This is a genomic window from Pseudomonas sp. SWRI111 (genome assembly GCF_014268555.1).
GTDB classification, from domain to species: Bacteria; Pseudomonadota; Gammaproteobacteria; order Pseudomonadales; family Pseudomonadaceae; genus Aquipseudomonas; species Aquipseudomonas hamedanensis.
In genome coordinates, this window is record NZ_JABWQQ010000007.1 from 24,358 (window position 1) to 47,346 (window position 22,989).

Below are 22,989 nucleotides of genomic sequence, written 5' to 3' on the forward strand. Positions count from 1 at the left end.
TCAAACCTGGGCCTGTGCCAGTGCCCGGGCATTTTGCAGACGTCGAGTGAGCAGCGCGACGCTCACTACCAGCAAACCGCACAGGCTGATGACCATGGCCATCGGCACCGCGCTGCCGTCGTGCAACACCCCCACCAATGCTGCTGCACCGGCGGCGATGCTGAATTGCAGGCAACCGAGCATCGCCGACGCGCTCCCGGCGCGCGCACCCTGGCCGTTCATCGCGCACGCCGAGGCGTTGGGGATGATGCAGCCGAGGCTGGCGATGCAGATGAACAACGGAATCAGCAACGGCCACAAGGCATCAGGATGCATCGCGCTGACCGCCAGCAACGTCAGCCCCGCAAGGAAATACACCCACACTGCACGCACCAGCAAAAACGCCGGGCCACGTTTGGCCAGCAGGCGTGCGTTGACTTGCGCGACCAGGATGAAACCTGCCGCGTTGGTGCCGAACAGCCAGCCGAAATGCTCGGCCGGAACGCCGTACAGCTTGATGAAGACAAACGGTGAACCGGCGATGTAGGCAAACATCCCGGCGATGGCGATGCCACCGGTCAGCGCGTGGCCCAGATAAACCGAATCCTTGACCAGTCGCATGTACTGGCGAAGCGCACCGGACAAGGGCTGGCGCGGCATGTGCGCCGGCATGCTTTCCGGCAGACCGAGCGCTACCGCCAGCCCCGCCAGGGCACTGAACCCGGTCAAGACCAGGAAGATCGACTGCCACCCCGTGGTGTTGACCAACAGGCCGCCAAGCATCGGCGCCAGAATCGGTGCCAGGCCCATCACCAGCATCAGCTGCGAAAAGACCTTGGCCGAGCCCACCGCATCGCACTTGTCACTGACCACGGCCCGGGAGATCACCATGCCTGCGCAGCCGCCCAGTGCCTGGACGAAACGCGCGCCGATCAGCCATTCGAGATTGGGCGCGTAGGCGCAGGCCAGCGACGCCAGGGTGAACAGGCCGACGCCGCTGAGCAGCGGAATGCGCCGACCGAACCGGTCTGCGATCGGACCGTAGGCCAGTTGACCCAGCGACAGGCCAAGGAAATACGCCGCCAGCGTCAGCTGAACATGCTGCTCATCAGTACCGAACGCCAGCGCCATGGCCGGAAATGCGGGTAAGTAGAAGTCGATCGCCAAGGGACCGAAGGCGCTCAAGGCGCCGAGTATCAGAATCGTACGGAAGTTCATCAGGCATCCAGATGGGCAAGTCGCAGCCCGACAGTCTAGCTGCGCCCGAACGCGTTGAACATTCCGATAGCTCGCTAACGATCAAAAAGCACAGGTCACCTGTGGCAAGGGAGCTTGCTCCCTCACCACAGGGTTTGATCGATATCAGGCGAGTTTGACCTCATACCCTTCTTCGCGAATCGCTTCGATGACCTGATCGGCACTGAGCGCACTTTCGACACCGACCTCTTTTGCTGACAGATCGACGCGCACACTGGCCGCCGGATCGATGGCCTGCACGGCATGGGTAATGGCTTTGACGCAGTGACCGCAGGACATGCCTTGAACGTTGAACACTTGCATGGAAAGACTCCTTTGAGTGAGGTTGCCGGCAGTGTCGAGCTTGCCACGATGGCAAGGTCAAGTTCTGCGCAAAACTGCCGGGCTGGCAATCGGCGCCGCGCTCGGCCAAGCTGCGTACATCAATGACTCGAATTCAGGAGATTCAGCCATGCGCTGGTCAGCTTTGAGCCTGTTTGGCTTGCTCAGCCTTTTCGCCGCCGTCCCCCAGGTGCAAGCCGCCGGTGAGGATTACGCGGTGCTGATCATTTCCCGCGAGCGCCTGGAAGTGGCGACGTCGTGCGAGATCGGCGTGTACATTCAGGACCAGCTCTCGGCACGCCTGTTTCAGGAGCAGAGCACCTCGTTCAACTTGCCGCCGGGCAAGGTTTCGCTGCGCTTGAAACTGTTGCCGGGCCAGGCACCGGGGTGCAATCCGGGAATGCTGGCACCGGGCTCGCAGGAAGTCGTGCTGCATGCCGGCGATGTGCTGAAGTACCGGTTGGCGATGAATGCTGAAGGTGTTTACCTGAAACGAGCCGATCTCGGTTATTGAGCACACCCAGGACCTGTGGGAGCGGGCTTGCTCGCGGATGCGGTGGTTCATTCAGCAATGATGTTGCTGATACACCGCTTTCGCGAGCAGGCTCGCTCCCACAGTTGGTTTTGCGGCGCGTTGAATAATGGCGCTTGACCTTGCCCGCGTGGCAAGGTTGATCCTGTAGACAACTTCTACAGGGAGCGTGACCGATGTCCGAATCCATCACTTTCGATCTGCCGATTGCCGGCATGACCTGCGCCAGTTGTGCCGGGCGCGTCGAGCGGGCCTTGAGCAAAGTCAACGGCGCCAGCGCCGTCAGCGTCAACCTCGCCACCGAACAGGCGCGGGTACAGGCGCCCGGCGACAGCCTGCCGGCGCTGATGCAAGCCGTGGAGCGCGCCGGTTACAGCGTGCCTCGGCAAACCCTTGAACTGAGTATCGACGGCATGACCTGCGCATCCTGCGTCGGTCGCGTCGAACGCGCCCTGAAAAAAGTCCCCGGTGTGAACAGCGTCAGCGTCAATCTGGCCAATGAACGTGCCCATCTCCAATTGCTCGGTCAAGTCGATGCGCAAACCCTGCTCGATGCGGTGAGCAAGGCCGGTTATTCCGCCAGCGTCTGGCAAACCGAACGCTCGCAATCGGATGATCAGCAAAAACGCCTGCACCGCGAACGCTGGGCGCTGATCTGCGCGATCGTCCTCGCCCTGCCGCTGGTGGCCCCGATGCTGCTGCAACCGTTCGGCATCCATTGGATGCTCCCGGCCTGGGCGCAATTTGCCCTCGCCACGCCCGTGCAATTTATCTTCGGCGCGCGCTTTTACGTGGCGGCGTGGAAAGCCGTGCGCGCCGGCGCCGGCAGCATGGACTTGCTCGTCGCCCTTGGCACCAGCGCCGGTTACGGCTTGAGCCTGTACGAATGGGCCACAGCGGGCGAGCGCATGCCTCATCTGTATTTCGAAGCCTCGGCGGTGGTCATCGCCCTGGTGTTGCTCGGCAAATACCTTGAGAGCCGCGCCAAGCGCCAGACCGCCAGCGCCATCCGCGCGCTGGAAGCATTGCGCCCGGAGCGGGCGATTCAGGTGGTCGACGGCCGCGAGCAGGATGTCGCTATCAGTGCCCTGCGCCTCAATGATCTGGTGCTGGTCAAACCCGGTGAGCGCTTCCCGGTCGACGGCGAAGTCATCGACGGCCAGAGCCACGCCGACGAAGCGCTGATCAGCGGCGAGAGCCTGCCAGTGCCGAAACAACCGGGCGACAAGGTCACCGGCGGCGCTATCAATGGCGAAGGCCGCTTGCTGGTGCGCACTCAGGCGCTGGGCGCAGAAACCGTGCTGGCGCGCATCATTCGTCTGGTGGAAGACGCCCAGGCAGCGAAAGCCCCCATCCAGAAACTGGTGGATAAAGTCAGCCAGATCTTCGTACCGACGGTCTTGCTGCTGGCCCTCGCCACGCTGCTCGGCTGGTGGCTGTATGGCGCGCCGCTGGAAACGGCGTTGATCAACGCCGTTGCCGTTCTAGTCATTGCTTGCCCCTGCGCCCTCGGCCTCGCCACCCCGACGGCGATCATGGCCGGCACGGGCGTTGCCGCACGCCACGGCATTCTGATCAAGGACGCCGAAGCGCTGGAGCGCGCCCATGAAGTCAGCAGTGTGGTGTTCGACAAGACCGGCACGCTGACCTCCGGCACGCCGCGTATCGCCCACCTCACGGCGGTCGATGGCGACGAAGACCAATTGCTGACATTGGCCGGTGCGCTGCAACGTGGCAGCGAACACCCGCTGGCCAAAGCGGTGCTGGACGCCGCAGCCGAACGCGGCTTGAAGGTGCCGGATGTCAGCGACAGCCAGTCGCTGACCGGTCGCGGTATCGCCGGCGATCTTGCTGGCCGGCGTCTGGCGCTGGGCAATCGCCGAATGCTCGACGAAAGCGGTTTGAGTGCGGGTCTCCTGAGCGAATCAGCCGAGGCCTGGGAGCGCGAAGGCCGCACGCTGTCCTGGCTGATCGAACAACGTCCGGACCCGAAAGTGCTGGGCCTGTTCGCCTTCGGTGACACGCTCAAACCCGGCGCCCTGCAAGCGGTGCAACAACTCGCCGCACGGAATATCCACAGCCACCTGCTGACCGGCGACAACCGCGGCAGCGCACGTGTGGTGGCCGAGGCCTTGGGCATCAGCAACGTCCACGCCGAAGTGCTGCCGGCCGACAAAGCCGCAACCGTCGCCGAGCTGAAGAAAACCGGCGTGGTTGCCATGGTCGGCGACGGCATCAATGACGCGCCGGCACTCGCAGCGGCCGACATCGGTATCGCCATGGGCGGCGGCACCGACGTCGCCATGCACGCGGCCGGCATCACCCTGATGCGCGGCGATCCACGTCTGGTGCCGGCGGCGCTGGAGATCAGCCGCAAGACCTATGCGAAGATCCGCCAGAATCTGTTCTGGGCCTTCGTCTACAACCTGATCGGCATTCCGCTGGCGGCGTTTGGTTTGCTCAACCCGGTGCTGGCAGGTGCGGCCATGGCGCTGTCGAGCGTCAGTGTGGTGAGCAACGCGCTACTGTTGAAGACCTGGAAACCCAAAGACCTGGAGGAGCACCGATGAACATCGGCCAAGCAGCCAAGCACAGTGGCCTGAGCGCAAAAATGATCCGTTACTACGAGTCGATCGGGTTGCTCAAGGCAGCGAGTCGCACTGACAGCGGTTACCGGGTCTACGGCGCTGATGACCTGCACACGCTGGCGTTCATCAAGCGCTCGCGGGACTTGGGCTTTTCCCTTGAGGAGGTCGGCAAGCTGCTGACCCTGTGGCAGGATCGCCAGCGTGCAAGTGCCGATGTGAAAGCCCTGGCGCGGCAACACATTGACGAGTTGAACCAGAAGATCCGCGAACTCGGCGAGCTGCGCGATACCTTGCAGGATCTGGTCGAGCATTGCAGCGGCGATCACCGCCCGGACTGCCCGATCCTCAAGGAACTGGCGTCGGGCTGCTGCGCGCAACCCGCTCGCGCCTGAGCGCCAGCGCCTTCAGCGCACAGAGGGTGCCGAGGGGAATGCCATGGAACAGCATGACCACGGCACCCGGCGTCCACCACGCATAGAACGGCGCGGCGATCAGCATGCCGATGCCGAAACCGGTCATTTGCAGCAGGGTCAGAACGCTGAAGATCGGCAGGCGCAGGGCCGCCGGTTCGCGTTGCAGACGTGACAGTAGGCTCACTTCGGAAATGCCGTCGCCCAGCCCCGCCGGCAAGGCAAACAGCAACAGACCGTAGAGGCTATGTTGCTGAAACATCAGAATGAAACCGCAGGACATCAGCGCCACGCCGCAGAAAAACCGTCGTTCGAGATGGCGCTTGTCCGAGCCTTTCAGGCGACTGGCGATGCGCGCGCCGAGCAGTTTGCCGCTGGCCCACACGGCGAGCGCCAGGCCCAGTGTGGTACTGGCCGCGTCCGGGGTAAGCAGCTTCGAAATGATCGGAAAACCAACGTTGTGCGCGGCGCTGCCCAAAGTGTCGGCCATCGTCACCGCGAGCATGGCGGCGACTACCGGGGCACTGCGCAGCCCCTGCTTGAGGGCCGTCCATTCACCGCGTTCGGCGACGTCGCTGCCCATCGGCTTTTCAAAGCGCAGCGGCACGATCAGAGACGCTGCCAGCAAATAGGTCAGGGCATTGAGGGCGAACACCGTCGCGAACCCAAACCCCGCCACCAGCAACCCCGACACCAGACTGCCGCCGACCATCGCTGCGGATGAGGCCGAGGTCATCCAGGCGTTGGCCTTGAGCAATTGCTGCTCGGGGATCAAACGCGGTAACTGACTGTTCAGGCCGATGGCGAACATCGAATTGCCCAGGCCGAGGCCAAAGGCAATGAACGGCAGCAGCCATGCCTGCTGATTCGCCGGTGTGATCAAAAGCAGCCCCAGCAGCACGGCGCGCAACAAATCGAAAGCAATCAGCGGCGCGCGACCCTGCCAGCGTCGGTAAAACCACGTGCCGATCAGGCTGGCGAAAATCCCGCCCCCGACACGACTGGCCAAAAAAATGCCGACGCTCATGGCGCTGTTGCTCAGCAGGTAGACATAGGTGGCGAGCGCGACCATGTTGAGGAACGCGCCAAAATCGGAGATCAGCCGGGCACTGACGATCAAGTAGGTGTTGCGCGAGGTGGTCACATTCAGTCCTTGAGTGTGCGAAGGTCGGTCAGATTCCCATACAACTTTCAGCAACACCACAAACCCCTGTAGGAGTGAGCCTGCTCGCGATAGCGGTGTATCAATCAACACTGTATTAGCTGATACACCGCTATCGCGAGCAGGCTCACTCCTACAGGGATCGGTGGTGTTTACCAATGGCGCAGGTACAAAAAACCCGGCCAAAGCCGGGTTTCCCGTCAAGCGATCACTGCATCCACGGTGGTGGAGGCGGTTCGTCGGACTTGCCTTTCGGCGCATCGTCCGCCGCGCGAATGGCCTGCTTGCGTTCCTCGTCGAGACGCGCCGCTTCGATTTCGCGCAGCACACCGCCGACATCGGCCAGGTCGTCCGGCTCGTCGAACTCACCAGTCAGCACACTGTTCGGGTGCAAAGTGCCGGCTTCGTACAACGCCCACATTTCCTTGGCGTACCTGGTCGCCTTCAACTCCGGCGCGAAACGCCCGAAGTACGCAGCCATGTTGCCGACGTCACGCTCGAGCATGCTGAACGCGTGGTTGTTGCCCGCCGCGTCGACCGCTTGCGGCAGGTCGATGATGACCGGGCCGGTGGGTGTCAGCAGCACGTTGAACTCGGAGAGGTCACCGTGCACCAGACCGGTACACAACATCAGCACGATCTGCGAAATCAGGAAGGCGTGATACTCGCGCGCCTGATCCGGTTCCAGCACCACGTCGTTCAGACGCGGGGCGGCGTCGCCGTATTCGTCAGCCACCAGCTCCATCAACAGCACGCCGTCGAGGAAGTCATACGGTTTGGGCACTCGCACACCGGCACCGGCCAGACGGAACAGCGCCGCCACTTCGGCGTTCTGCCAGGCATCTTCGGTCTCTTTGCGACCGAACTTCGAACCCTTCGCCATGGCCCGGGCCTGACGGCTGTTGCGAACCTTGCGGCCTTCCTGATACTCGGCCGCCTGGCGGAAACTGCGTTTATTCGCCTCCTTGTAGACCTTGGCGCAACGTAACTGATTGCCGCAGCGCACTACATAAACAGCTGCCTCTTTGCCACTCATCAGTGGGCGCAGCACTTCGTCGACCAGACCGTCCTCGATCAGGGGTTCAATGCGTTTTGGAGTCTTCATCAGCTTTTATTGTGGGTCCTTTATTACCAAACACGCGAATGTCACTCGTTATACGGCAATCCTCGCCCGACGGGGAGGGGTTGCCGACCTGTGAACCATGAGGATGCACACACTGTGCCGGATCAAACGCGGTCAAGCCGCAGCGACCGATACGAATCATAGCCGAGACCGTGACATTGATTGGTATCGGCCGGCAAGGGCATTTGCGACAGAATCTGACATTGCCGATGCACCGAAACTCTGTGGGAGCGAGCCTGCTCGCGAAAGCGGTGTGTCAGAAGGAGTGATGGCGACTGACACGGCCTCTTCGCGAGCAGGCTCGCTCCCACATTGAAACAGTGCTTAACGTTCGATGATGGCGGTGACGCCCTGCCCGCCCGCCGCACAGATCGAGATCAACCCCCGGCCCTGGCCAGCCGCATCCAGCAGTTTCGCCAGATTAGCGACAATCCGCCCGCCCGTTGCGGCAAACGGATGCCCCGCCGCCAGCGAACTGCCCTTCACGTTAAGCCGGCTTCGGTCAATCGAACCCAGCGGCGTGTCGAGGCCCAAACGGGTTTTGCAGTATTCCGGATCCTCCCAGGCTTTCAGCGTGCACAACACCTGCGCAGCGAACGCTTCGTGAATTTCGTAATAGTCAAAATCCTGCAAGGTCAGCCCGTTGCGCGCCAGCAAGCGTGGCACGGCGTAAACCGGCGCCATGAGCAAGCCTTCAGCGCCGTTGACGAAATCTACCGCTGCCGCCTCGCCGTCACGCAGATAAGCCAGGATCGGCAGGCCACGCTCTCTGGCCCACTCTTCACTGCCCAGCAACACCACGGAAGCACCATCGGTGAGCGGCGTGGAGTTGCCCGCCGTCAGCGTGCCCCCGGCGCTTTTCTCGAACGCAGGTTTCAGCGTGGCGAGCTTTTCCAGAGTCAGGTCCGGGCGCAGATTGTTGTCGCGGGTCAGGCCCAGAAACGGTGTCATCAGATCGTTGTGCCAGCCCTCGCTGTAAGACGCGGCGAGTTTGTGGTGGCTTTCAAAAGCCAGCTGATCCTGTTCTCCTCTGGGGATATTCCAGGTCTGCGCCATCAATTCACAGTGCTGCCCCATCGACAGGCCTGTGCGCGGTTCGCCGATGCGCGGAAAGTCGGGAATCAGATGCCGGGGCCGCAATTGCAAAAATGTTTTCAGCTTGGCGCCCATGCTTTTGGCGTTGTTGGCTTGCAGAAGGATCTTACGCAAGCCTTCGCTGACGCTGATCGGCGCATCCGAGGTGGTGTCGACGCCGCCGGCGATGCCGCAGTCGATCTGGCCGAGGGCAATCTTGTTGGCCACCAGCAACGCCGCTTCCAGGCCAGTGCCGCAGGCTTGCTGGATGTCGTAGGCCGGCGTGGCCGGAGACAGGCGCGAGCCGAGTACGCATTCGCGGGTCAGGTTCATATCCCGTGACAATTTAAGCACCGCCCCCGCCACCACTTCACCGATGCGCAGGCCATGCAGGTTGTAGCGTTCGATCAAACCTTCGAGCGCGGCGGTGAGCATCGCCTGATTGCTCGCCGTGGCGTAAGGTCCATTGGAACGGGCGAAAGGGATGCGGTTACCGCCGATGATCGCGACGCGGCGCAGCTGGGTCATGGATAACTCCTGTTCCAAATGTCGAATTTGATGCGCCCCCTGTGGGAGCGAGCCTGCTCGCGAAAAGGCCGGTACATCCGGCATCGCTGGTGGCTGATGCCGAGCTTTCGCGAGCAGGCTCGCTCCCACAGTAGCGCGTTCCTCTGCGAGACCTGCTAAACCTGAATGTTCAAGCGTAGGCCTTATTGCACCGATCGAACGATTGATTGCCGTGGGCAGTCCACACTTTGAACCCCAACCTCTGGAGCGCGTTCCATGTCTGACCGCTATATCGACTTCGCCAACTCATCCTTCGGCCATCGTCTGGTCGGGGCCCTGGGCCTGCCGTCGCCGGTGCGGCTGGAGCGCTGGCAGGCCGGACGCCTGCGGCCGATTGAAGGTGCCCTGCTGATCGGTGGCGGGCCGTTGGCTGAGCGGGTCAGCGCGCTGGCCAGCCGGCTGACCGATGCGATCTACAGCTACGGCACCGAACCGTCGATGGCGACAGCGTGGATTCCCGGGCACGGCCCGAAGCTGAAGGCGGTGGTGTTCGATGCCAGCGACTTGCAGCACACCGATCAGCTCAAGCAGTTGCGTGAATTTTTCCAGCCGCTGATGAAGAATCTGGAGCACAGCGCGCATCTGCTGATTCTCGGCCGCGCGCCGGAAACTCTGCGCGATCCGTTCGCCGCCAGTGCGCAACGAGCACTCGAAGGCTTCTCGCGTTCGCTGGCCAAGGAACTGCGTAGCGGCGCCACATTGCAGCTGATTTATGTCGGCGACGGGGCCGAGGACCAACTGGAAGGCCCGCTGCGGTTTTTCCTCTCGCCGAAAAGCGCATTCGTCTCCGGGCAGGTGATTCGCCTGAGCGCCTGCGCCACCCAAGTGAGCGACTGGACCCGACCGCTGGCCGGGCGCAAGGCACTGGTCACAGGCGCTGCGCGCGGGATCGGCGCATCGATTGCCGAAACCCTTGCGCGCGATGGTGCCGAGGTCATTCTGCTCGACGTGCCGCCCGCCAAGTCTGACCTCGAAGCCCTGGCTGCGCGCCTCGGTGGCCGCGCGATCACCCTCGACATTTGCGCCGATGACGCCGCCACGCAGTTGATCGATCAACTGCCCGACGGGCTAGACATTCTGGTGCACAACGCCGGCATCACCCGTGACAAAACCCTGGCCAACATGACCCCGGAATTCTGGGACGCGGTGCTGGCCGTCAATCTCAACGCCCCGCAAGTGCTGACCAAGGCCCTGCTCGACAGCGGCACCTTGCGCGACAACGCGCGGGTCATCCTGCTGGCCTCGATCAGTGGCATCGCCGGCAACCGCGGGCAGACCAACTACGCCGCAAGCAAGGCCGGCTTGATCGGCCTGGCCCAGGCGTGGGCGCCGACCTTGCTGGACCGCGGCATCAGCATCAACGCCGTGGCCCCGGGCTTCATCGAAACGCAAATGACCGCGCACATTCCGTTCGGCCTGCGCGAGGCCGGGCGGCGCATGAGTTCGCTGGGCCAGGGCGGCTTGCCGCAAGACGTCGCCGAAGCGGTGGCCTGGCTGGCTCAACCGGGCAGCGGCGCATTCACCGGGCAAGCGCTGCGGGTGTGTGGACAAAGCGTGCTGGGGGCTTAGGCATGAGTATTCAATGGCACACGCTGGACCGCGAACCGAGTCTGCCGGGGTTGTACACACGGGCCGCGACACGCCGCAAGATCACCGGCACGCAGCTGCCCGACAGCGGCTTGCGTTGCTGGGTCGATATCGACGCTAAACGACTGGCGGCGTATCGCAAGGTCTGCGGCTTCGCCGATGACGGCCTGCTGCCGCCGACCTATCCGCATGTCCTCGCCTTCGCCTTGCAGATGCAATTGCTCACGGCCAAAGACTTTCCGTTTCCGCTGCTTGGGCTGATTCACCTGAGCAACCGCATCCGCGTGTTGCGGCCAATGGGCGGCATCAGTCGCGCGCAAGTCAGCGTGCAGGTGCACAACCTGCAGCCACATCCCAAAGGGGCGACGTTCGATCTGCTCACTACGCTGGACGATCAGCTCGGGCCGTTATGGGAAGCAGACAGCCGGATGCTCTGTCGCGGTGTGAAACTTGAGGCCGAGACGCCTGCCCAGGACTGGGAGCCGTCGCAGGACCTGCTGGACGTGGCGCACTGGGCCGCGCCGGCAGACATCGGTCGTCAATATGCGAAAGTCTCCGGCGACTACAACCCGATCCACCTGAGTGCCGCGAGCGCAAAGCTGTTCGGCTTTCCCACCGCGATCGCCCATGGCTTGTGGAACAAAGCGCGTACCGTCGCGGCACTCGCCGATCATCTGCCCAAAGCCAATCTGGAGATCGCTGTGCACTTTCGCAAACCGGTGCGACTGCCCAGCGAAGTAACATTGCTGACCAGCGCGGCGGGGTCCAGCGGTGAGTTGCGTTTGATCGGCGTCGGCGACCTGGAGCATATGGTCGGTCAGTGGCAACCGATCGCCCGAACTTTCGAGGCCAGAGAAACCCGTTAATTGTGTATATATCACTTAAGTTTTTCCTCGACCTGCCCGCGCTTTTGCAAAATTCCGAGCCTTGAATTTCAAGGCTTTTTTTTGCCCGTTTATCACCTGGGCATTAGTCCTTCGGCATTGCGCCGGGCCCTCTATATAAACGGGTTAATACCAACTTGAGAATGGTGCAAAACCTGCCATCGCCTGAGATTACAGCCACGGACGAGGCATCGCCGACGACAGATCGGCGGGCCATCGAAGGCAACGTAACGTTGTGACAGGTGCAGGAATCTCAATCATGAAAACTCAAGTGATGTGGTCCAAATCAGCAATCGCTCTGGCCTTGATTCTTTCTGTCGGCCTCGCCGGCTGCAGCAGCGGCGGTGGCGGCCATCGCAGCACCCCGAGCAGCTCGACCGCCGACGGCACGGCGGGCACCGGAGGTACTGGTGGTACCGATGGTTCCGGTGGAACAACAGGGGGTGATACCGCAGGCACTGGCGGAACCGGGGGCACTGGCGGAACTGGCGGTGGCACCGGGGGGACTGGCGGCGGCACCGATCCGACCAATCCAACCAACCCGACAGACCCGACCGATCCAACCAACCCGACCAATCCGACCGCCCCTTCGCTGGTCACCACCACGCTGGTGCAGGACGTCGGCAAAACCGTCAGCGGTGTCGGTGATGGCGTCGGCCAGATCGGTGATTCCCTGAGCACCGTCCCGGTGGTGGGCGGCGTCGTACAAAGCGCGGCCAACACAGCCGGTAACGTCGTCAGCACACTCGGCGATGGCGTCACCAACGGCATCGGCAAACTGGCCACAGACCCTAAAGGTCTGACCACTACCGTGGCTTCGGTCGGCGGCGTGGTTTCGGATGTCGGCGACGGCGTGCCCGACCTCAGCGGCAAGCTGGCGACGGCTACCGGCAGCGTTCCGGTGGTCGGTGGCGTGGTCACCAGAGTCGCGCCGGTACTCGATGGTGTCGGCGTCAAAGTCACCATGCTTGGCGATACCCTCAACACCACCCTCAGCAACGGCCCGACCAGCCAGTTGACGAACAAGGTCGGCAGCGGGCTGGTGCCGGTGATTGCCATGGTCGAAAGCACCACCGACAAACTCGGCGATGCCACAGGCCTGGGTGATCCGCTCAAAGGGGTGATTTCGAAAGTCGGCGGCACCGTGAACGGCCTCGGCGGCAAGGTCACCGTGGCCGGCAACGGCAATGCCCTGACCAACACCCTCGGCGGCGCGCTGGCCAATACCGGCACCGCGGTCGGCAAAGCGGGCGGTCTGGTGTCCAACGGCACTGGCTCCGGCACTGGCGGAATTGGCGGCGGTCTCGGTGGCACCGGCCTGCTGCAAACCGTCGGCGGCGCGGTGGTCAACGTCGGCAGCGGCCTGAATGCCGGCAGCACCAGCGGCGTGGTCAGTGCCGGCGGCGTCACCGCTGGCGGCCTGGGCAACACCATCGCCTCCCTCAACACCGTACTCGGCGGCTCGGGTACGCCGATCACTGCAACCACTTCGCCATTGGCAACCGTGGGTGCCGCTCTCGGTGCCGGCCTGAATCCGGTGACCAGCGCAGTGACAACCGTGACTCAACAAGTCGGCGCCGCGACCGGTCTCGGCACGCCCGTCGCAGGCCTCACAGGTCAAGTGGGCGGAGCGGTCAGCAGCCTCGGCGGCGCCATTGCCGCCACGAACAACCCGGTCACCACTGCGGTTGGAGGTCTGGTCACGAACGTCGGGGGCACCGTGGCGGCGGTCGGTGGCCTGGTCAACAGCGGCACTGCCACTGGCGGTACAACCGGCGGTCTGGGCGGTGTGCTCGGCGGCCTGACCGGCGCGCTGGGTGGAACTCAACGCTAAATTGCACCTGGCCGATTCGACGGCCTTACCTACAGCGCCTACGCTTGGTTGAGGGCGGAAGATTCCCACGAGTCTTCCGCCTTTTTTCTTAGGAAAAGTCAGCCCAATGCTGTGCCCTGACCATGGAGTGTCCTATGCGCGTACTGGCATCCCTGCTGTGCCTGAGCCTCAGTTCCGCTGCCCTCGCCGACACCTTGCCCAGCTTCCTCAACAGCAACGAAACCACCCGCAACCTGCCCGTACCCAACCTGCCCGCCGACGCCTATCGCCCGAGTGCGGCGCCGCTACAAGTGCCGGACCCCGGCGCGACCGCCGCGCAGCCCTTGCTGTTGGAGACCAAGGTCAATCTCAAGACCGTGCAGATCGAAGGCGGCACGATCTATCCGCTCAATGAACTGGCCGAAGTCTACAAACCCCTGATCGGTCGCCAGGCCAGCCTCGCCGACCTGATCGAAGCCACGCGCAACATCACCCGCCGCTATCAGCAGGACGGCTACCTGTTGTCCTACGCGTTTTTGCCACAACAGCACTTCGACGACGGCGTGGCCCGCGTGGTGCTGGTGGAAGGCTACGTGCGCGATATCCAGATGCAGGGCGATGTCGGCCGGGTCAAAGGCCTGCTCGATAAACTCGCGGCGAAAATCCAGGCCGAACGCCCACTGACCCGCAAGACATTCGAGCGCTATACCACGCTGATGAGCCGCATCCCCGGCGTGACGCTGCAAGCGCAAGTGCCGCCACCGGGCACCACCGACGGCGCCACCACTCTGGTCGCCCAGGCCAGCCGCAAACCGTTCACCAGCACCCTGAGCACCACCGAAGACAACCGCAACGGCCCGCAGGCATTGCTCGGGATCAGCAGCAATTCGCAGACTTCAATGGGCGAGCAACTGACCCTCAGTGGCCTGTTCCCGCCGGGAGATGACAAAGAGCATTACTACCGTCTCGACTACAGCCAGTTCCTCGACGCCGAGGGCACGCAACTCAACGTCTCGGCCTCACGTTACCGCGCCGATCCCGACACTGAAGTGCTGGTGGGCGGTGGCGGACGCCTGAGTACCCACCGCGAAAACGATCGCTACTCGATCGGCTTCAGCATGCCTCTGATCGCCTCCGCCAACGAACTGCTGACCGCCGGCTCACGCCTGTATGCGGTTGATGACAAGACACGCTACGACGGCATCAACTTTCCCTTCAGCACCGAGTTGCGCACGGACGTCCGCGCCCTGGCCTTCGAAGGCGACTGGCGCAAGGCTGACGCCCGGCAGTTGCGCATCCTCAGCGCTGGCGTGTACCAGGGCTTCGACAGCCTCGGTGCGCACACCAACTACGACGACATCGACCTGGATTTTTTCCGCGTGCGCCTGTCCGGCGTGCAGAGCGACAAGTTCCTCGACAACTGGCAAGGCGTGCTGTCAGCAGCGTTGTACTGGAGCGACGACACCTTGCCAGACAGCGAACGAGCGGTGTTCGGCGGGCAAAACTTCGGCCGCGGCTACCCGGACGACCAGGCTTCGGGCGACAAGGGTTGGGGCGTGGCCTACGAGGTCAACTACAGTTTCAACCGCGACGGCAATTGGCTGCGCATCCTGCAACCCTACGTGGTGCTCGACCGCTCGCGCAGCTGGTTCAACCAACTGCCGGTGCAGGCCAACAACCTGTCCTCAACCGCCGTCGGCCTGAGGTTCGGCGATGCCAAGTACTACAACGTCGCGCTGGAAGTGGCGAAGGCCATGTCGGATGAAGCGTTGGACACGTTCAATCGCAAGCCGCGGTACAGCATCAGTTTCAGTTATCAATTGTAGGTACTGTCGGAGGGACTGAGGAAGCGGTGTACTCAACTCCTGAAACACCGCAAAACCCTGTGGGAGCTGGCTTGCCAGCGAAAGCGTCCATTCAGCAAACACTAATTGCGCTGACAGGCCGCCATCGCTGGCAAGCCAGTTCCACAGGATTGATGTACATCTGGGAGAGATCGGTTGGCTGTCAGGCCGCCATCGCGAGCAGGCTCACTCCTACAGTTTTGATCGTGTGCATCCTGCAAGAAACAGGTCGGCTGTGAGGCCGTATTCGCGAGCAGGCTCGCTCCCACAGGGGAGTGGTGTGCATCTGGAAGACTCAGGTCGGCTGTCAGGCCGCCATCGCGAGCAGGCTCACTCCTACAGTTTTGATCGTGTGCATCCAGCAAGAAACAGGTCGGCTGTCAGGCCGCCTTCGCGAGCAGGCTCGCTCCCACAGGGGAGTGGTGTGCATCTGGAAGATTCAGGTCGGCTGTCAGGCCGCCATCGCGAGCAGGCTCACTCCTACAGTTTTGAGCGTGTGCATCCAGCAAGAAACAGGTCGGCTGTCAGGCCGCTTTCGCGAGCAGGCTCGCTCCCACAGAAAAGCAACGCAGCGCAGCTGCCCGCGGCGAAGCCGCCCCACTCAACAATGAGCGTTAGCTCGAGTAACGCTCTTGATCTTGATGCACAGCGCCCGTCGGAAGGCTGAGTGGAGGGATTGATCCGGGCGTGGGAGCGCAGCGACCGTTTGGCGCAGCCAAACACAGCGAGAGGAGGTGCAGCGAAGCAAACCGGAGACGCTGCGCCCGGATCGGTCCCGCAGCGAAGGAACCCGAGCCTGCGAGGGCCGAACGCAGGAGCAAGCCTTTTTGGGTACTTTTTCGGCGTCTGGAAAAAGTGCCTCGCCGTAAGGGCGAAACCGCCAGCCGCAGCCCCAAAAAAAACGGATATTCACCCAAAACCCCAACAACACGGTCAGCCCAAAGGCCGCCGAGTCCACCCGGCCTGAACCCGAGGCTTGGGAAACAGATTATCCAGAGTCTCCAACAACCGCACGTGATAAATCGGCTTGCGAAAAAGATCCAGCACCTGCAACCGCAACATGTCGCTGACAGCCTCCATATCCGCATGCCCCGACATCACAATCACCGGCAAATGCTCGCGCGACGTGTGCTCGCGCAAGCGCCTGATCAACGACAGGCCCGACTCCTCCGGCATGCGCAAATCAGTAATCACCAACGCAATATCCGGATGCCGGGTCAGCAGATGCAACGCCAGCTTCACCGACGTCGCGGTATGACACACAAACCCCTCACCCTCCAGCAACTCAGCCAACTCCAGCAACGCGTCCTCTTCATCGTCAACCAGAAGCAACTGCTGGCGCGGCAGCGAGCGAGAATTCATGGGCAACCCCTGAACACTGAAAGTAACCCCAAGTGTAGCGCGCCATCGACCAGGCGCGAGCGCCAGCCGCGTCAGGGTGTCTGCACCGGCGCCGTCTGCGCGGTGCCGCCGAGAGACACCAGCACGCTGTTGAAGATATCGAAAACCTTGGTACCCAGCGGCGTAATGAACACCACAACCACCACCGCCACCATGGCGACGACAATTGCATATTCAATGGCCGAAGCCGCTTCGGTACTCACCAGAAACATGCGCCAGCGCGCGATCAGGTATTCAAGGAGCATAAGATTTCTCCTTTGCGCCAGTGGACCGCCGGATACCGGAAATCCAATGACCTCGACAATGCCTGCGCGGGCCTTGTATCACTGGCTGCTCAGGCATCGAAAAAGAACGGGAAACCTCGTGTCACGTCGTAGGCCTGACCTCGGCGGTTCCACCGAGTTCGGTCAGAATGGCGTTGAAAATCGCCAGGACCTTAGCGCCAATGGGCGTTACAAACACCACAACCACCACGGCCACCATCGCCGCAACGATTGCGTATTCAATAGCCGACGCAGCTTCTTCGCTTTTGCAGAAAGTCCGGGTCCGGGCCATCAGATAATCGAAAGTCATACCAAACATAGCTCCACTCCTTCGCGCCTCTGGCGCCGACAACACTACCGCGGCAAGGTTCCACCGTGCTGCTTGAGCATTGTCAACAAACCCCGTCCCAACAACTGTAAGAACGGATTAGTCACAAAGCATTAATCCCACCGTTTCGGCGACGTTTCCTGCTGTTAATTGGCCAAGCCCCATACTTTGGTGGGTTATTTGCCTGTCATTAATGGCGCTTTTGCTTGGATCAGCTAGCTTGGAAATAGCGAAATAGTTGCATGTTCATAGCTGCCGAATCAGTACTCCTCTCGCGAACAAAATGCAGTTGGGTTGTGCAGCAGGAAAGGGAGAGCCGTCATGAACAGTCGCATCACCTTGGGCCTTGCCGCGCTGCTGCTGCTCGGTGCTGTTTTCGTCGGTTACTGGGGACTGGTCCTCAGCCGCCAACCGGCCCCTGTCGCCGAGGTGCCCGCAGCGCCAGCCGTCGTCCTTGAAAAAACTGTCGCGATTGCCGAAGACCAGACCCGCCAGGCCGTAGTCGTGCTGCTGCACGATGTGCCGCCCTTTACCCCGCTGACCGGCGCCGATGTGGCCGTGGAAAAACTGCGCAGCGCACCGGCCGGCAGCCTCGCCAGCGTCGACCAAGCCATCGGGCGTACACCCTGGCGCCACCTGCGCGCCGGCACCTGGCTCAACGAGGAAAGTTTTCAGGCCGGCGGCGCCTTGGCGCGGATGATTCACAGCGACGAACGCGCCTTGACCGTGGCCGTCGACGAAGTGATCGGCGCCGCCGGACAACTGCTGCCGGGCGACTACGTGGATGTACTGCTCTACCTGCGTGAGGATGCGAGCAACCTGCAGCAGTCGGCACAAATCGTGGTCCCGGCCCTGCGCGTGCTCGGCGTCGGTGATCAGTACGGCTTGACCAACGACGGCCAGCCGGCCTCCCCGGCCTTGAACGCCGAGGAAAAAATCAAACAGGATCAACGCCGGGTTGCCGCGCGCACCGTGGTGCTGGCGGTGCCGGAAAAACTCCTCAGCCGCCTGATGCTGGCGACCCAGGTCGGCACGTTACGCCTGGCCGTGCGCAGCAGCGAAGAGCAGCGCCTGGCCAAATACTGGGCCGGCGAAAGCCAGTCTCCCGGGCAGTTCGACAAAGCCAACAGCCAACTCTTCCAGTTCACCCAACTGGCCTTGGCCGGCGCGCAGAAAACACCGTCCAGCGCTACTTCCAGCGCTGCACCCAGGCCTGCGGTGGAGATCATTCGCGGCAACCAGCTCAGCCAGCAAACCCCATGACGGCGCAAGGATTCAAGTGCATGCAGAGTCGACTCAGACCGACCGTGAAATCTGTACTTCGGGCCTTGTTGCTGCTGGGACTGTCGATGGACGTCGCGCTCGCGGCGGTCGGCAATTGCGCGGCGCTCAGACAACTGCCTTCCGTCATCGAGATCGGCGAGGGCTTTCAGCAGGATATGCAGTCGCCGGTGGCGATCACTCGTCTGGCGATCGGTGATCCGAAAATTGCCGACGTGCACGCCAACGGCAGCGCGTCCTTTCTGCTCACCGGCGTCGGTCCGGGAGCAACCAGCCTGATGGTCTGGACGGCGTGCTCGGCGCAGCCGCAACAGGCCATGGTATTTGTCCAGGGCGCCGCCACCAGCGCCCTGACCAGCCGCGTACCGTCGGACGATCCGAGCCTGCCGTCCCAGGTGCAGACCGACATTCGCTTCGTCGAAGTCAGCCGCACCAAACTCAAGGAAGCCACCGCGTCGCTGATCGGCACCCGCGGCAATTTCCTCTTCGGCTCGCCCGGCACGCTGCCGCCTGTCGACGGCGTGCCGCAGCCGCGCCTGCCTGTGGACAACTCGTTGTTCAACTTCTCGTGGATCGGCGGCAAGACCATGGCGATCATCAATGCCCTGGAAACCAGCGGCTTCGCCTACACCTTGGCGCGGCCCAGTCTGGTGGCGCTGAACGGGCAGAGCGCAAGTTTTCTCGCGGGAGGTGAAATTCCGATTCCGGTGCCCAGTTCCGGCAGCGACAGTGTGTCGATCGAGTACAAGGAATTCGGCATCCGCCTGACCCTCACGCCAACCATCATCGGCCGTGACCGCATCTCTCTGAAGGTCGCCCCGGAAGTCAGCGAACTGGATTTTGCCAATGCGGTGAACATTGCCGGCACCACGGTGCCGGCGCTGACCATCCGCCGCACCGACACCAGCGTGTCGCTGGGCGATGGCGAAAGCTTCGTCATCAGCGGCTTGATCAGCACCACCAACAGCTCGCAGGTGAACAAGTTTCCCGGCCTGGGCGACATTCCGGTGCTGGGTGCGTTTTTCAAGGGGTCGCAAATCAAGCGCGAAGAACGTGAACTGTTGATGATCGTCACTCCGCATCTGGTGCACCCGCTGGCCGCCGATGCGCAACTGCCGTCGTTACCGGGGGAAAAACTGCGTAACTACGACCCCAACTTCTACCGCATGTTTTTCCTCGAAAACGGTAATTTCGACAAGCGCAGCGGGTTGTCCCAATGAACCAGAACCTGAGCCAGACCTTCCTCGCCATCACCCGCAACAGCACCGATCTGGAGTGGCTGCAAAGTGCCCTCGCGCCGCTGGGCCAAGTGGTCAGCGCCGGTGCCGGCAGCCTTGACGAACTGCTGGCGCTGGTCGATGTGACGTTCGCCCATTTGGTCTTCGTCGGTCTCGACCGCGAGCATATCGTGGCCCAGAGCGCGCTGATCGAAGGTGCGCTGGAAGCCAAGCCGATGCTGGCGATCGTCGCTCTGGGCGACGGCATGGACAATCAGCTTGTGCTGAACGCGATGCGCGCCGGCGCGCGGGATTTTGTCGCCTACGGCTCACGTTCCAGTGAGGTCGCCGGGCTGGTGCGGCGTCTGAGCAAAAGGTTGCCGGCGGTCGCGCCGAACGCGCAGTTGGGTGGCCTCACCGTCCTGTACGGAGTGCAGAGCAGCTCGGACGGCGCCTTGCTCGCCAATCACATGGCGATGGTGGTCCAGCAAAGCGGCCAGCAAACGCTGCTGCTCGATCTCGGCCTGCCCCGCGGCGACAGTCTCGCGCTGCTGGGCCTGGAAAGTTCGTTTCACTTCGGCGATGCCTTGCGCCACTTGCGCCGCCTCGACGCCACGCTGATCGACAGCGCTTTTACCAGCGCCGACAACGGCCTGCGCATCCTCGCCTACGCGAGCACCGACGAGCCGCTGGAGACCACCAGTGCCGCCGAGCTGTACATGCTGCTCAGCGCCCTGCGCCAGCACTTTCAGCACATCGTGGTGAACCTCACCGGGCAAGCGGACAGCGAAGCGTTGCGCACCTTCGTCAGCCACTGCGACAAGCTGCTGTGGTACACCGATCAGAACGTACTCAACTGTCGGCGCAACCTCGCGGTGCTCAACCTGTGGCGCGAAAAAGGCATGAAGCTCGAGCACGGGCGACTGCTGATCGACCGCTATCTGAGCCACGTCGCCCCCGATTCAGAAACCCTCGGCAAGACCTTTAATCTGGAGGTATTTGCGGTGCTCGCCTTCAATCCGGAAGTGCGCCTGAACGCAAAAAACCAGGGCGTGAGCCTGTTCGAACTGGCCCCGCGGGAAAAACTCACCCAGAGCCTGCGCACCCTCGGCGAACGCCTGGCCAAACGCTCCGAAGGCTTGAGCAAACCGAAGGTGACCTGGTTCGATCGTCTGCGAGGCAACTCATGAGCGCAGAAAAACTGTTTGGCTCGACGCCGCGCGGTGCGATCGGCAACACCGATCACGAGGGCCTGAAGCTGGTTCTGCATCGCTACATCATCGACGCCATCGAAGAGTCGGGGAAAAACCTGCTGGAAGGCGCGCGCCCGCAACTGGCGCACTTCGTCACCGACAAGGTCGCCGAATACATCGCCCGCCTCCACCTGGCGATCTCCCGCTACGAAATGGAGCGACTGGGCGAGGAAATCGTCGACGAACTCACCGGTTTCGGCCCGCTGGAAGTGTTGCTGCGCGACCCGTCGGTGACGGAAATTCTGGTCAACGGTCCGCACCGGGTGTTCATCGAGCGCGACGGCGTGCTGCACCAGAGCGACCTGCGCTTTATCGATGCGCACCACGTCGAGCGGGTCATGCAGCGCATCCTCGCGCCGCTGGGACGGCGCCTCGATGAATCTTCGCCGATGGTCGACGCGCGCCTGCCCGACGGTAGCCGGGTCAACGCGATCATCCCGCCGATTGCCCTGGACGGGCCGTGCCTGTCGATTCGCAAGTTTCGCAAGGACATGCTCAAAAGCACCGACCTGATGGCCATGCAGACCATCGATCTGGCGATCTTCGAGTTTCTGCAGGACGCCGTTGGCAAGCGCTGCAACATTTTAATCAGCGGCGGCACCGGTACCGGCAAGACCACGTTGCTGAATATTCTCAGCCAGTTGATCAATCCTCACGAGCGTCTGGTCACCATCGAAGACGTCGCCGAACTGCAACTGGGCCACCCTCACGTCGTGCGCCTGGAAACCCGTCCGCCGAATGCCGAAGGCCACGGCGAAGTGAAGGCCAGCGACCTGATCCGCAACGCCCTGCGCATGCGTCCCGACCGGATCATCCTCGGCGAAATCCGCGGCGTCGAAGTCGTCGATGTGCTCACGGCCATGAACACCGGCCATGACGGCTCGATGAGCACCGTGCACGCCAACAATGCCCAGGATGCCTTGCTGCGCCTGGAAACCCTGGTCGGCCTGACCGGACGCTCGATCGCCGAACGCACCCTGCGCCAGATGATCTGCGCCGCCCTCGATGTGATCATCCAGTTGACGCGCATGCCCGACGGCCGCCGCTGCGTCAGCGAAGTGGTGGAAGTGGTCGGCATCCGCGAAGACGTCTACGTCACCAACACCCTGTTCCGCCTCGACCGCCGCACGGGTTTCGGCTTCCTGCGCGAAGCGGTCAATCCGGCCGGCGCCAAGTTGCGCCAAGACACCCACCTGGGCTGACGACAAGGAGCTCGCAGATGCTGGGACCGCTTGTACTGATCGCCCTTTGCCTGGTCTTGCTCGGGCTGTCGATCCATCTCTTTGTGCAGGGTCTGCGCAAGACGGCGACGGAAAAAGTCCTCAGCCGACTGGCCGCCGGTCAACCGCAACTGAACGGCGAACAGCCCAAGCGGGTCGGCCTTGAACGGATGTTTTTGCGCGCCGGCCTTGGGCGCCCGAGCGAGCGTTTGGGTGTGTGGCTGAGCCTGTGGGCCTTGGCGATGGGCCTGGGGTTTTTAACCGCCAGTTGGGCCGGGCTGCTGATCATGCTCATCGCCCCGCCAGTGGCCTTGCGGGTGTACATCGCCATCCGCTATCAGCGCCGGATCAAACGCATGATCGAGCAACTGCCGCAATTGCTCGACCACACCGTGCGCAGTCTCAAGTCCGGGCGCACCCTCAGTGACGCGGTGCTGGGCGCCATCGAAGCCAGCGAGGACCCGCTGAAAACTGCCATGGGCCGGGTGCAGCGCAACGTGCAACTGGGCGTCAACCTGCCGGATGCGATCAGTGACTTTGCCGAACTCTACGAGCAGGACGAACTGCGCATGTTCGCCCTGGGCCTGAAGGTCAACCACCGCTACGGCGGCAACGCCAGCGAGCTGTTGGAGAACTTGATCAAACTGATCCGCGAACGCGACCAGGGCGCACGCCAACTGCGCGCCCTGACCGGCGAAACACGCATGACCGCCTGGGTGCTGGGTTCGCTGCCGTTGATCCTGGTCAGCTATTTCATGCTGACCAACCCCGGCTACATGCTGGGCATGTGGAACGACTCCGGCGGCCAGACCATGCTGCTCACTGCCGCGAGCTTGCAAGTGTTCGGCAGTCTGGCGCTGTGGCGCATGTTGCGGAGCGTCTGAG

Annotated in this window: 20 protein-coding genes; 12 read left to right on the plus strand and 8 right to left on the minus strand. The window is 62.6% G+C overall.

Translation table 11 applies throughout. From position 1 onward, the window contains the following. Together HU755_RS10720 and HU755_RS10725 are read right to left on the minus strand one after the other, a co-directional pair. Nucleotides 1-1,197: a multidrug effflux MFS transporter gene (locus HU755_RS10720; RefSeq protein WP_186632312.1), complete on the minus strand. Its 1,197-nt coding sequence runs from the start codon at nt 1,195-1,197 to the stop codon at nt 1-3. A 144-nt stretch (nt 1,198-1,341) separates the two neighbouring features. Beyond that, the gene (locus HU755_RS10725; protein WP_186620578.1) at nt 1,342-1,539 is read right to left on the minus strand and encodes a cation transporter; all 198 of its coding nucleotides are present in this window, start codon (nt 1,537-1,539) and stop codon (nt 1,342-1,344) included. Between the two features lie 148 nt (nt 1,540-1,687). Here HU755_RS10725 and HU755_RS10730 point away from each other — a divergent pair, with 148 nt between their 5' ends. The 3 genes from HU755_RS10730 (at nt 1,688) to cueR (ending at nt 5,069) form a co-directional block, all read left to right on the plus strand. Continuing rightward, nucleotides 1,688-2,071 carry a hypothetical protein gene (locus tag HU755_RS10730; protein ID WP_186547410.1) on the plus strand — a complete coding sequence of 128 codons (384 nt, stop codon included), beginning with the start codon at nt 1,688-1,690 and terminating at the stop codon, nt 2,069-2,071. A gap of 194 nt (nt 2,072-2,265) precedes the next feature. Continuing rightward, nucleotides 2,266-4,659 carry a copper resistance metal-translocating P1-type ATPase CueA gene (gene cueA / locus HU755_RS10735; protein WP_186632315.1) on the plus strand — a complete coding sequence of 798 codons (2,394 nt, stop codon included), beginning with the start codon at nt 2,266-2,268 and terminating at the stop codon, nt 4,657-4,659. Continuing rightward, on the plus strand, nt 4,656-5,069 hold the full coding sequence (gene cueR, locus HU755_RS10740; RefSeq protein ID WP_186547414.1) for a Cu(I)-responsive transcriptional regulator: 414 nt from the start codon (nt 4,656-4,658) through the stop codon (nt 5,067-5,069). Before cueA ends, cueR begins: the two co-directional genes overlap by 4 nt. Here the strand turns inward: cueR and HU755_RS10745 are convergent. From HU755_RS10745 to HU755_RS10755, 3 genes are all read right to left on the minus strand, one after another. Further along, nucleotides 5,023-6,231: an MFS transporter gene (locus HU755_RS10745; protein ID WP_186632318.1), complete on the minus strand. Its 1,209-nt coding sequence runs from the start codon at nt 6,229-6,231 to the stop codon at nt 5,023-5,025. The genes cueR and HU755_RS10745 overlap by 47 nt on opposite strands. A gap of 226 nt (nt 6,232-6,457) precedes the next feature. Further along, nucleotides 6,458-7,354, minus strand: coding sequence for a PA4780 family RIO1-like protein kinase (locus HU755_RS10750; protein ID WP_186632321.1), 897 nt, complete (start codon nt 7,352-7,354; stop codon nt 6,458-6,460). A 342-nt stretch (nt 7,355-7,696) separates the two neighbouring features. Then, a complete protein-coding gene (locus HU755_RS10755; RefSeq protein WP_186632324.1) occupies nt 7,697-8,974 on the minus strand; it encodes an acetyl-CoA C-acetyltransferase in 1,278 nt (425 codons plus the stop codon). 255 nt (nt 8,975-9,229) lie between these two features. Between HU755_RS10755 and HU755_RS10760 the strand changes: the two genes are divergently transcribed. The 4 genes from HU755_RS10760 (at nt 9,230) to HU755_RS10775 (ending at nt 15,123) form a co-directional block, all read left to right on the plus strand. Continuing rightward, nucleotides 9,230-10,582 (plus strand): 3-oxoacyl-ACP reductase, encoded by a 1,353-nt coding sequence (locus tag HU755_RS10760; protein ID WP_186632327.1) that lies wholly within the window; start codon nt 9,230-9,232, stop codon nt 10,580-10,582. A gap of 2 nt (nt 10,583-10,584) precedes the next feature. Then, on the plus strand, nt 10,585-11,466 hold the full coding sequence (locus HU755_RS10765) for a MaoC/PaaZ C-terminal domain-containing protein (RefSeq protein WP_186632330.1): 882 nt from the start codon (nt 10,585-10,587) through the stop codon (nt 11,464-11,466). 277 nt (nt 11,467-11,743) lie between these two features. Then, entirely contained in the window at nt 11,744-13,318 is a 1,575-nt protein-coding gene (locus tag HU755_RS10770) for a collagen-like triple helix repeat-containing protein (RefSeq protein WP_186632333.1), read from the plus strand. A 134-nt stretch (nt 13,319-13,452) separates the two neighbouring features. Beyond that, the gene (locus tag HU755_RS10775; protein WP_186632335.1) at nt 13,453-15,123 is read left to right on the plus strand and encodes a ShlB/FhaC/HecB family hemolysin secretion/activation protein; all 1,671 of its coding nucleotides are present in this window, start codon (nt 13,453-13,455) and stop codon (nt 15,121-15,123) included. A gap of 951 nt (nt 15,124-16,074) precedes the next feature. Here HU755_RS10775 and HU755_RS10780 read toward each other — a convergent pair. From HU755_RS10780 to HU755_RS10790, 3 genes are all read right to left on the minus strand, one after another. Beyond that, nucleotides 16,075-16,503 (minus strand): response regulator, encoded by a 429-nt coding sequence (locus HU755_RS10780; protein ID WP_186632338.1) that lies wholly within the window; start codon nt 16,501-16,503, stop codon nt 16,075-16,077. Nucleotides 16,504-16,574: 71 nt separating this feature from the next. Continuing rightward, nucleotides 16,575-16,787, minus strand: coding sequence for a Flp family type IVb pilin (locus HU755_RS10785; RefSeq protein WP_186632341.1), 213 nt, complete (start codon nt 16,785-16,787; stop codon nt 16,575-16,577). Nucleotides 16,788-16,908: 121 nt separating this feature from the next. Continuing rightward, nucleotides 16,909-17,115, minus strand: coding sequence for a Flp family type IVb pilin (locus HU755_RS10790; protein ID WP_186547706.1), 207 nt, complete (start codon nt 17,113-17,115; stop codon nt 16,909-16,911). Between the two features lie 339 nt (nt 17,116-17,454). On the opposite strand from HU755_RS10790, the gene cpaB reads away from it, so the two are divergent. The 5 genes from cpaB to HU755_RS10815 are packed head-to-tail and all read left to right on the plus strand — an operon-like array spanning nt 17,455 to nt 22,988. Next, nucleotides 17,455-18,396 carry a Flp pilus assembly protein CpaB gene (gene cpaB, locus HU755_RS10795; RefSeq protein ID WP_186632344.1) on the plus strand — a complete coding sequence of 314 codons (942 nt, stop codon included), beginning with the start codon at nt 17,455-17,457 and terminating at the stop codon, nt 18,394-18,396. Between the two features lie 20 nt (nt 18,397-18,416). Next, the gene (locus HU755_RS10800; protein ID WP_186632347.1) at nt 18,417-19,634 is read left to right on the plus strand and encodes a type II and III secretion system protein family protein; all 1,218 of its coding nucleotides are present in this window, start codon (nt 18,417-18,419) and stop codon (nt 19,632-19,634) included. Continuing rightward, on the plus strand, nt 19,631-20,821 hold the full coding sequence (locus HU755_RS10805; protein WP_186547440.1) for a pilus assembly protein: 1,191 nt from the start codon (nt 19,631-19,633) through the stop codon (nt 20,819-20,821). Before HU755_RS10800 ends, HU755_RS10805 begins: the two co-directional genes overlap by 4 nt. After that, a complete protein-coding gene (locus tag HU755_RS10810; RefSeq protein WP_186547441.1) occupies nt 20,818-22,086 on the plus strand; it encodes a CpaF family protein in 1,269 nt (422 codons plus the stop codon). Before HU755_RS10805 ends, HU755_RS10810 begins: the two co-directional genes overlap by 4 nt. Before the next feature lie 17 nt (nt 22,087-22,103). Next, nucleotides 22,104-22,988: a type II secretion system F family protein gene (locus HU755_RS10815; RefSeq protein WP_186632350.1), complete on the plus strand. Its 885-nt coding sequence runs from the start codon at nt 22,104-22,106 to the stop codon at nt 22,986-22,988. The last annotated feature ends 1 nt before the right edge of the window (nt 22,989 follow it).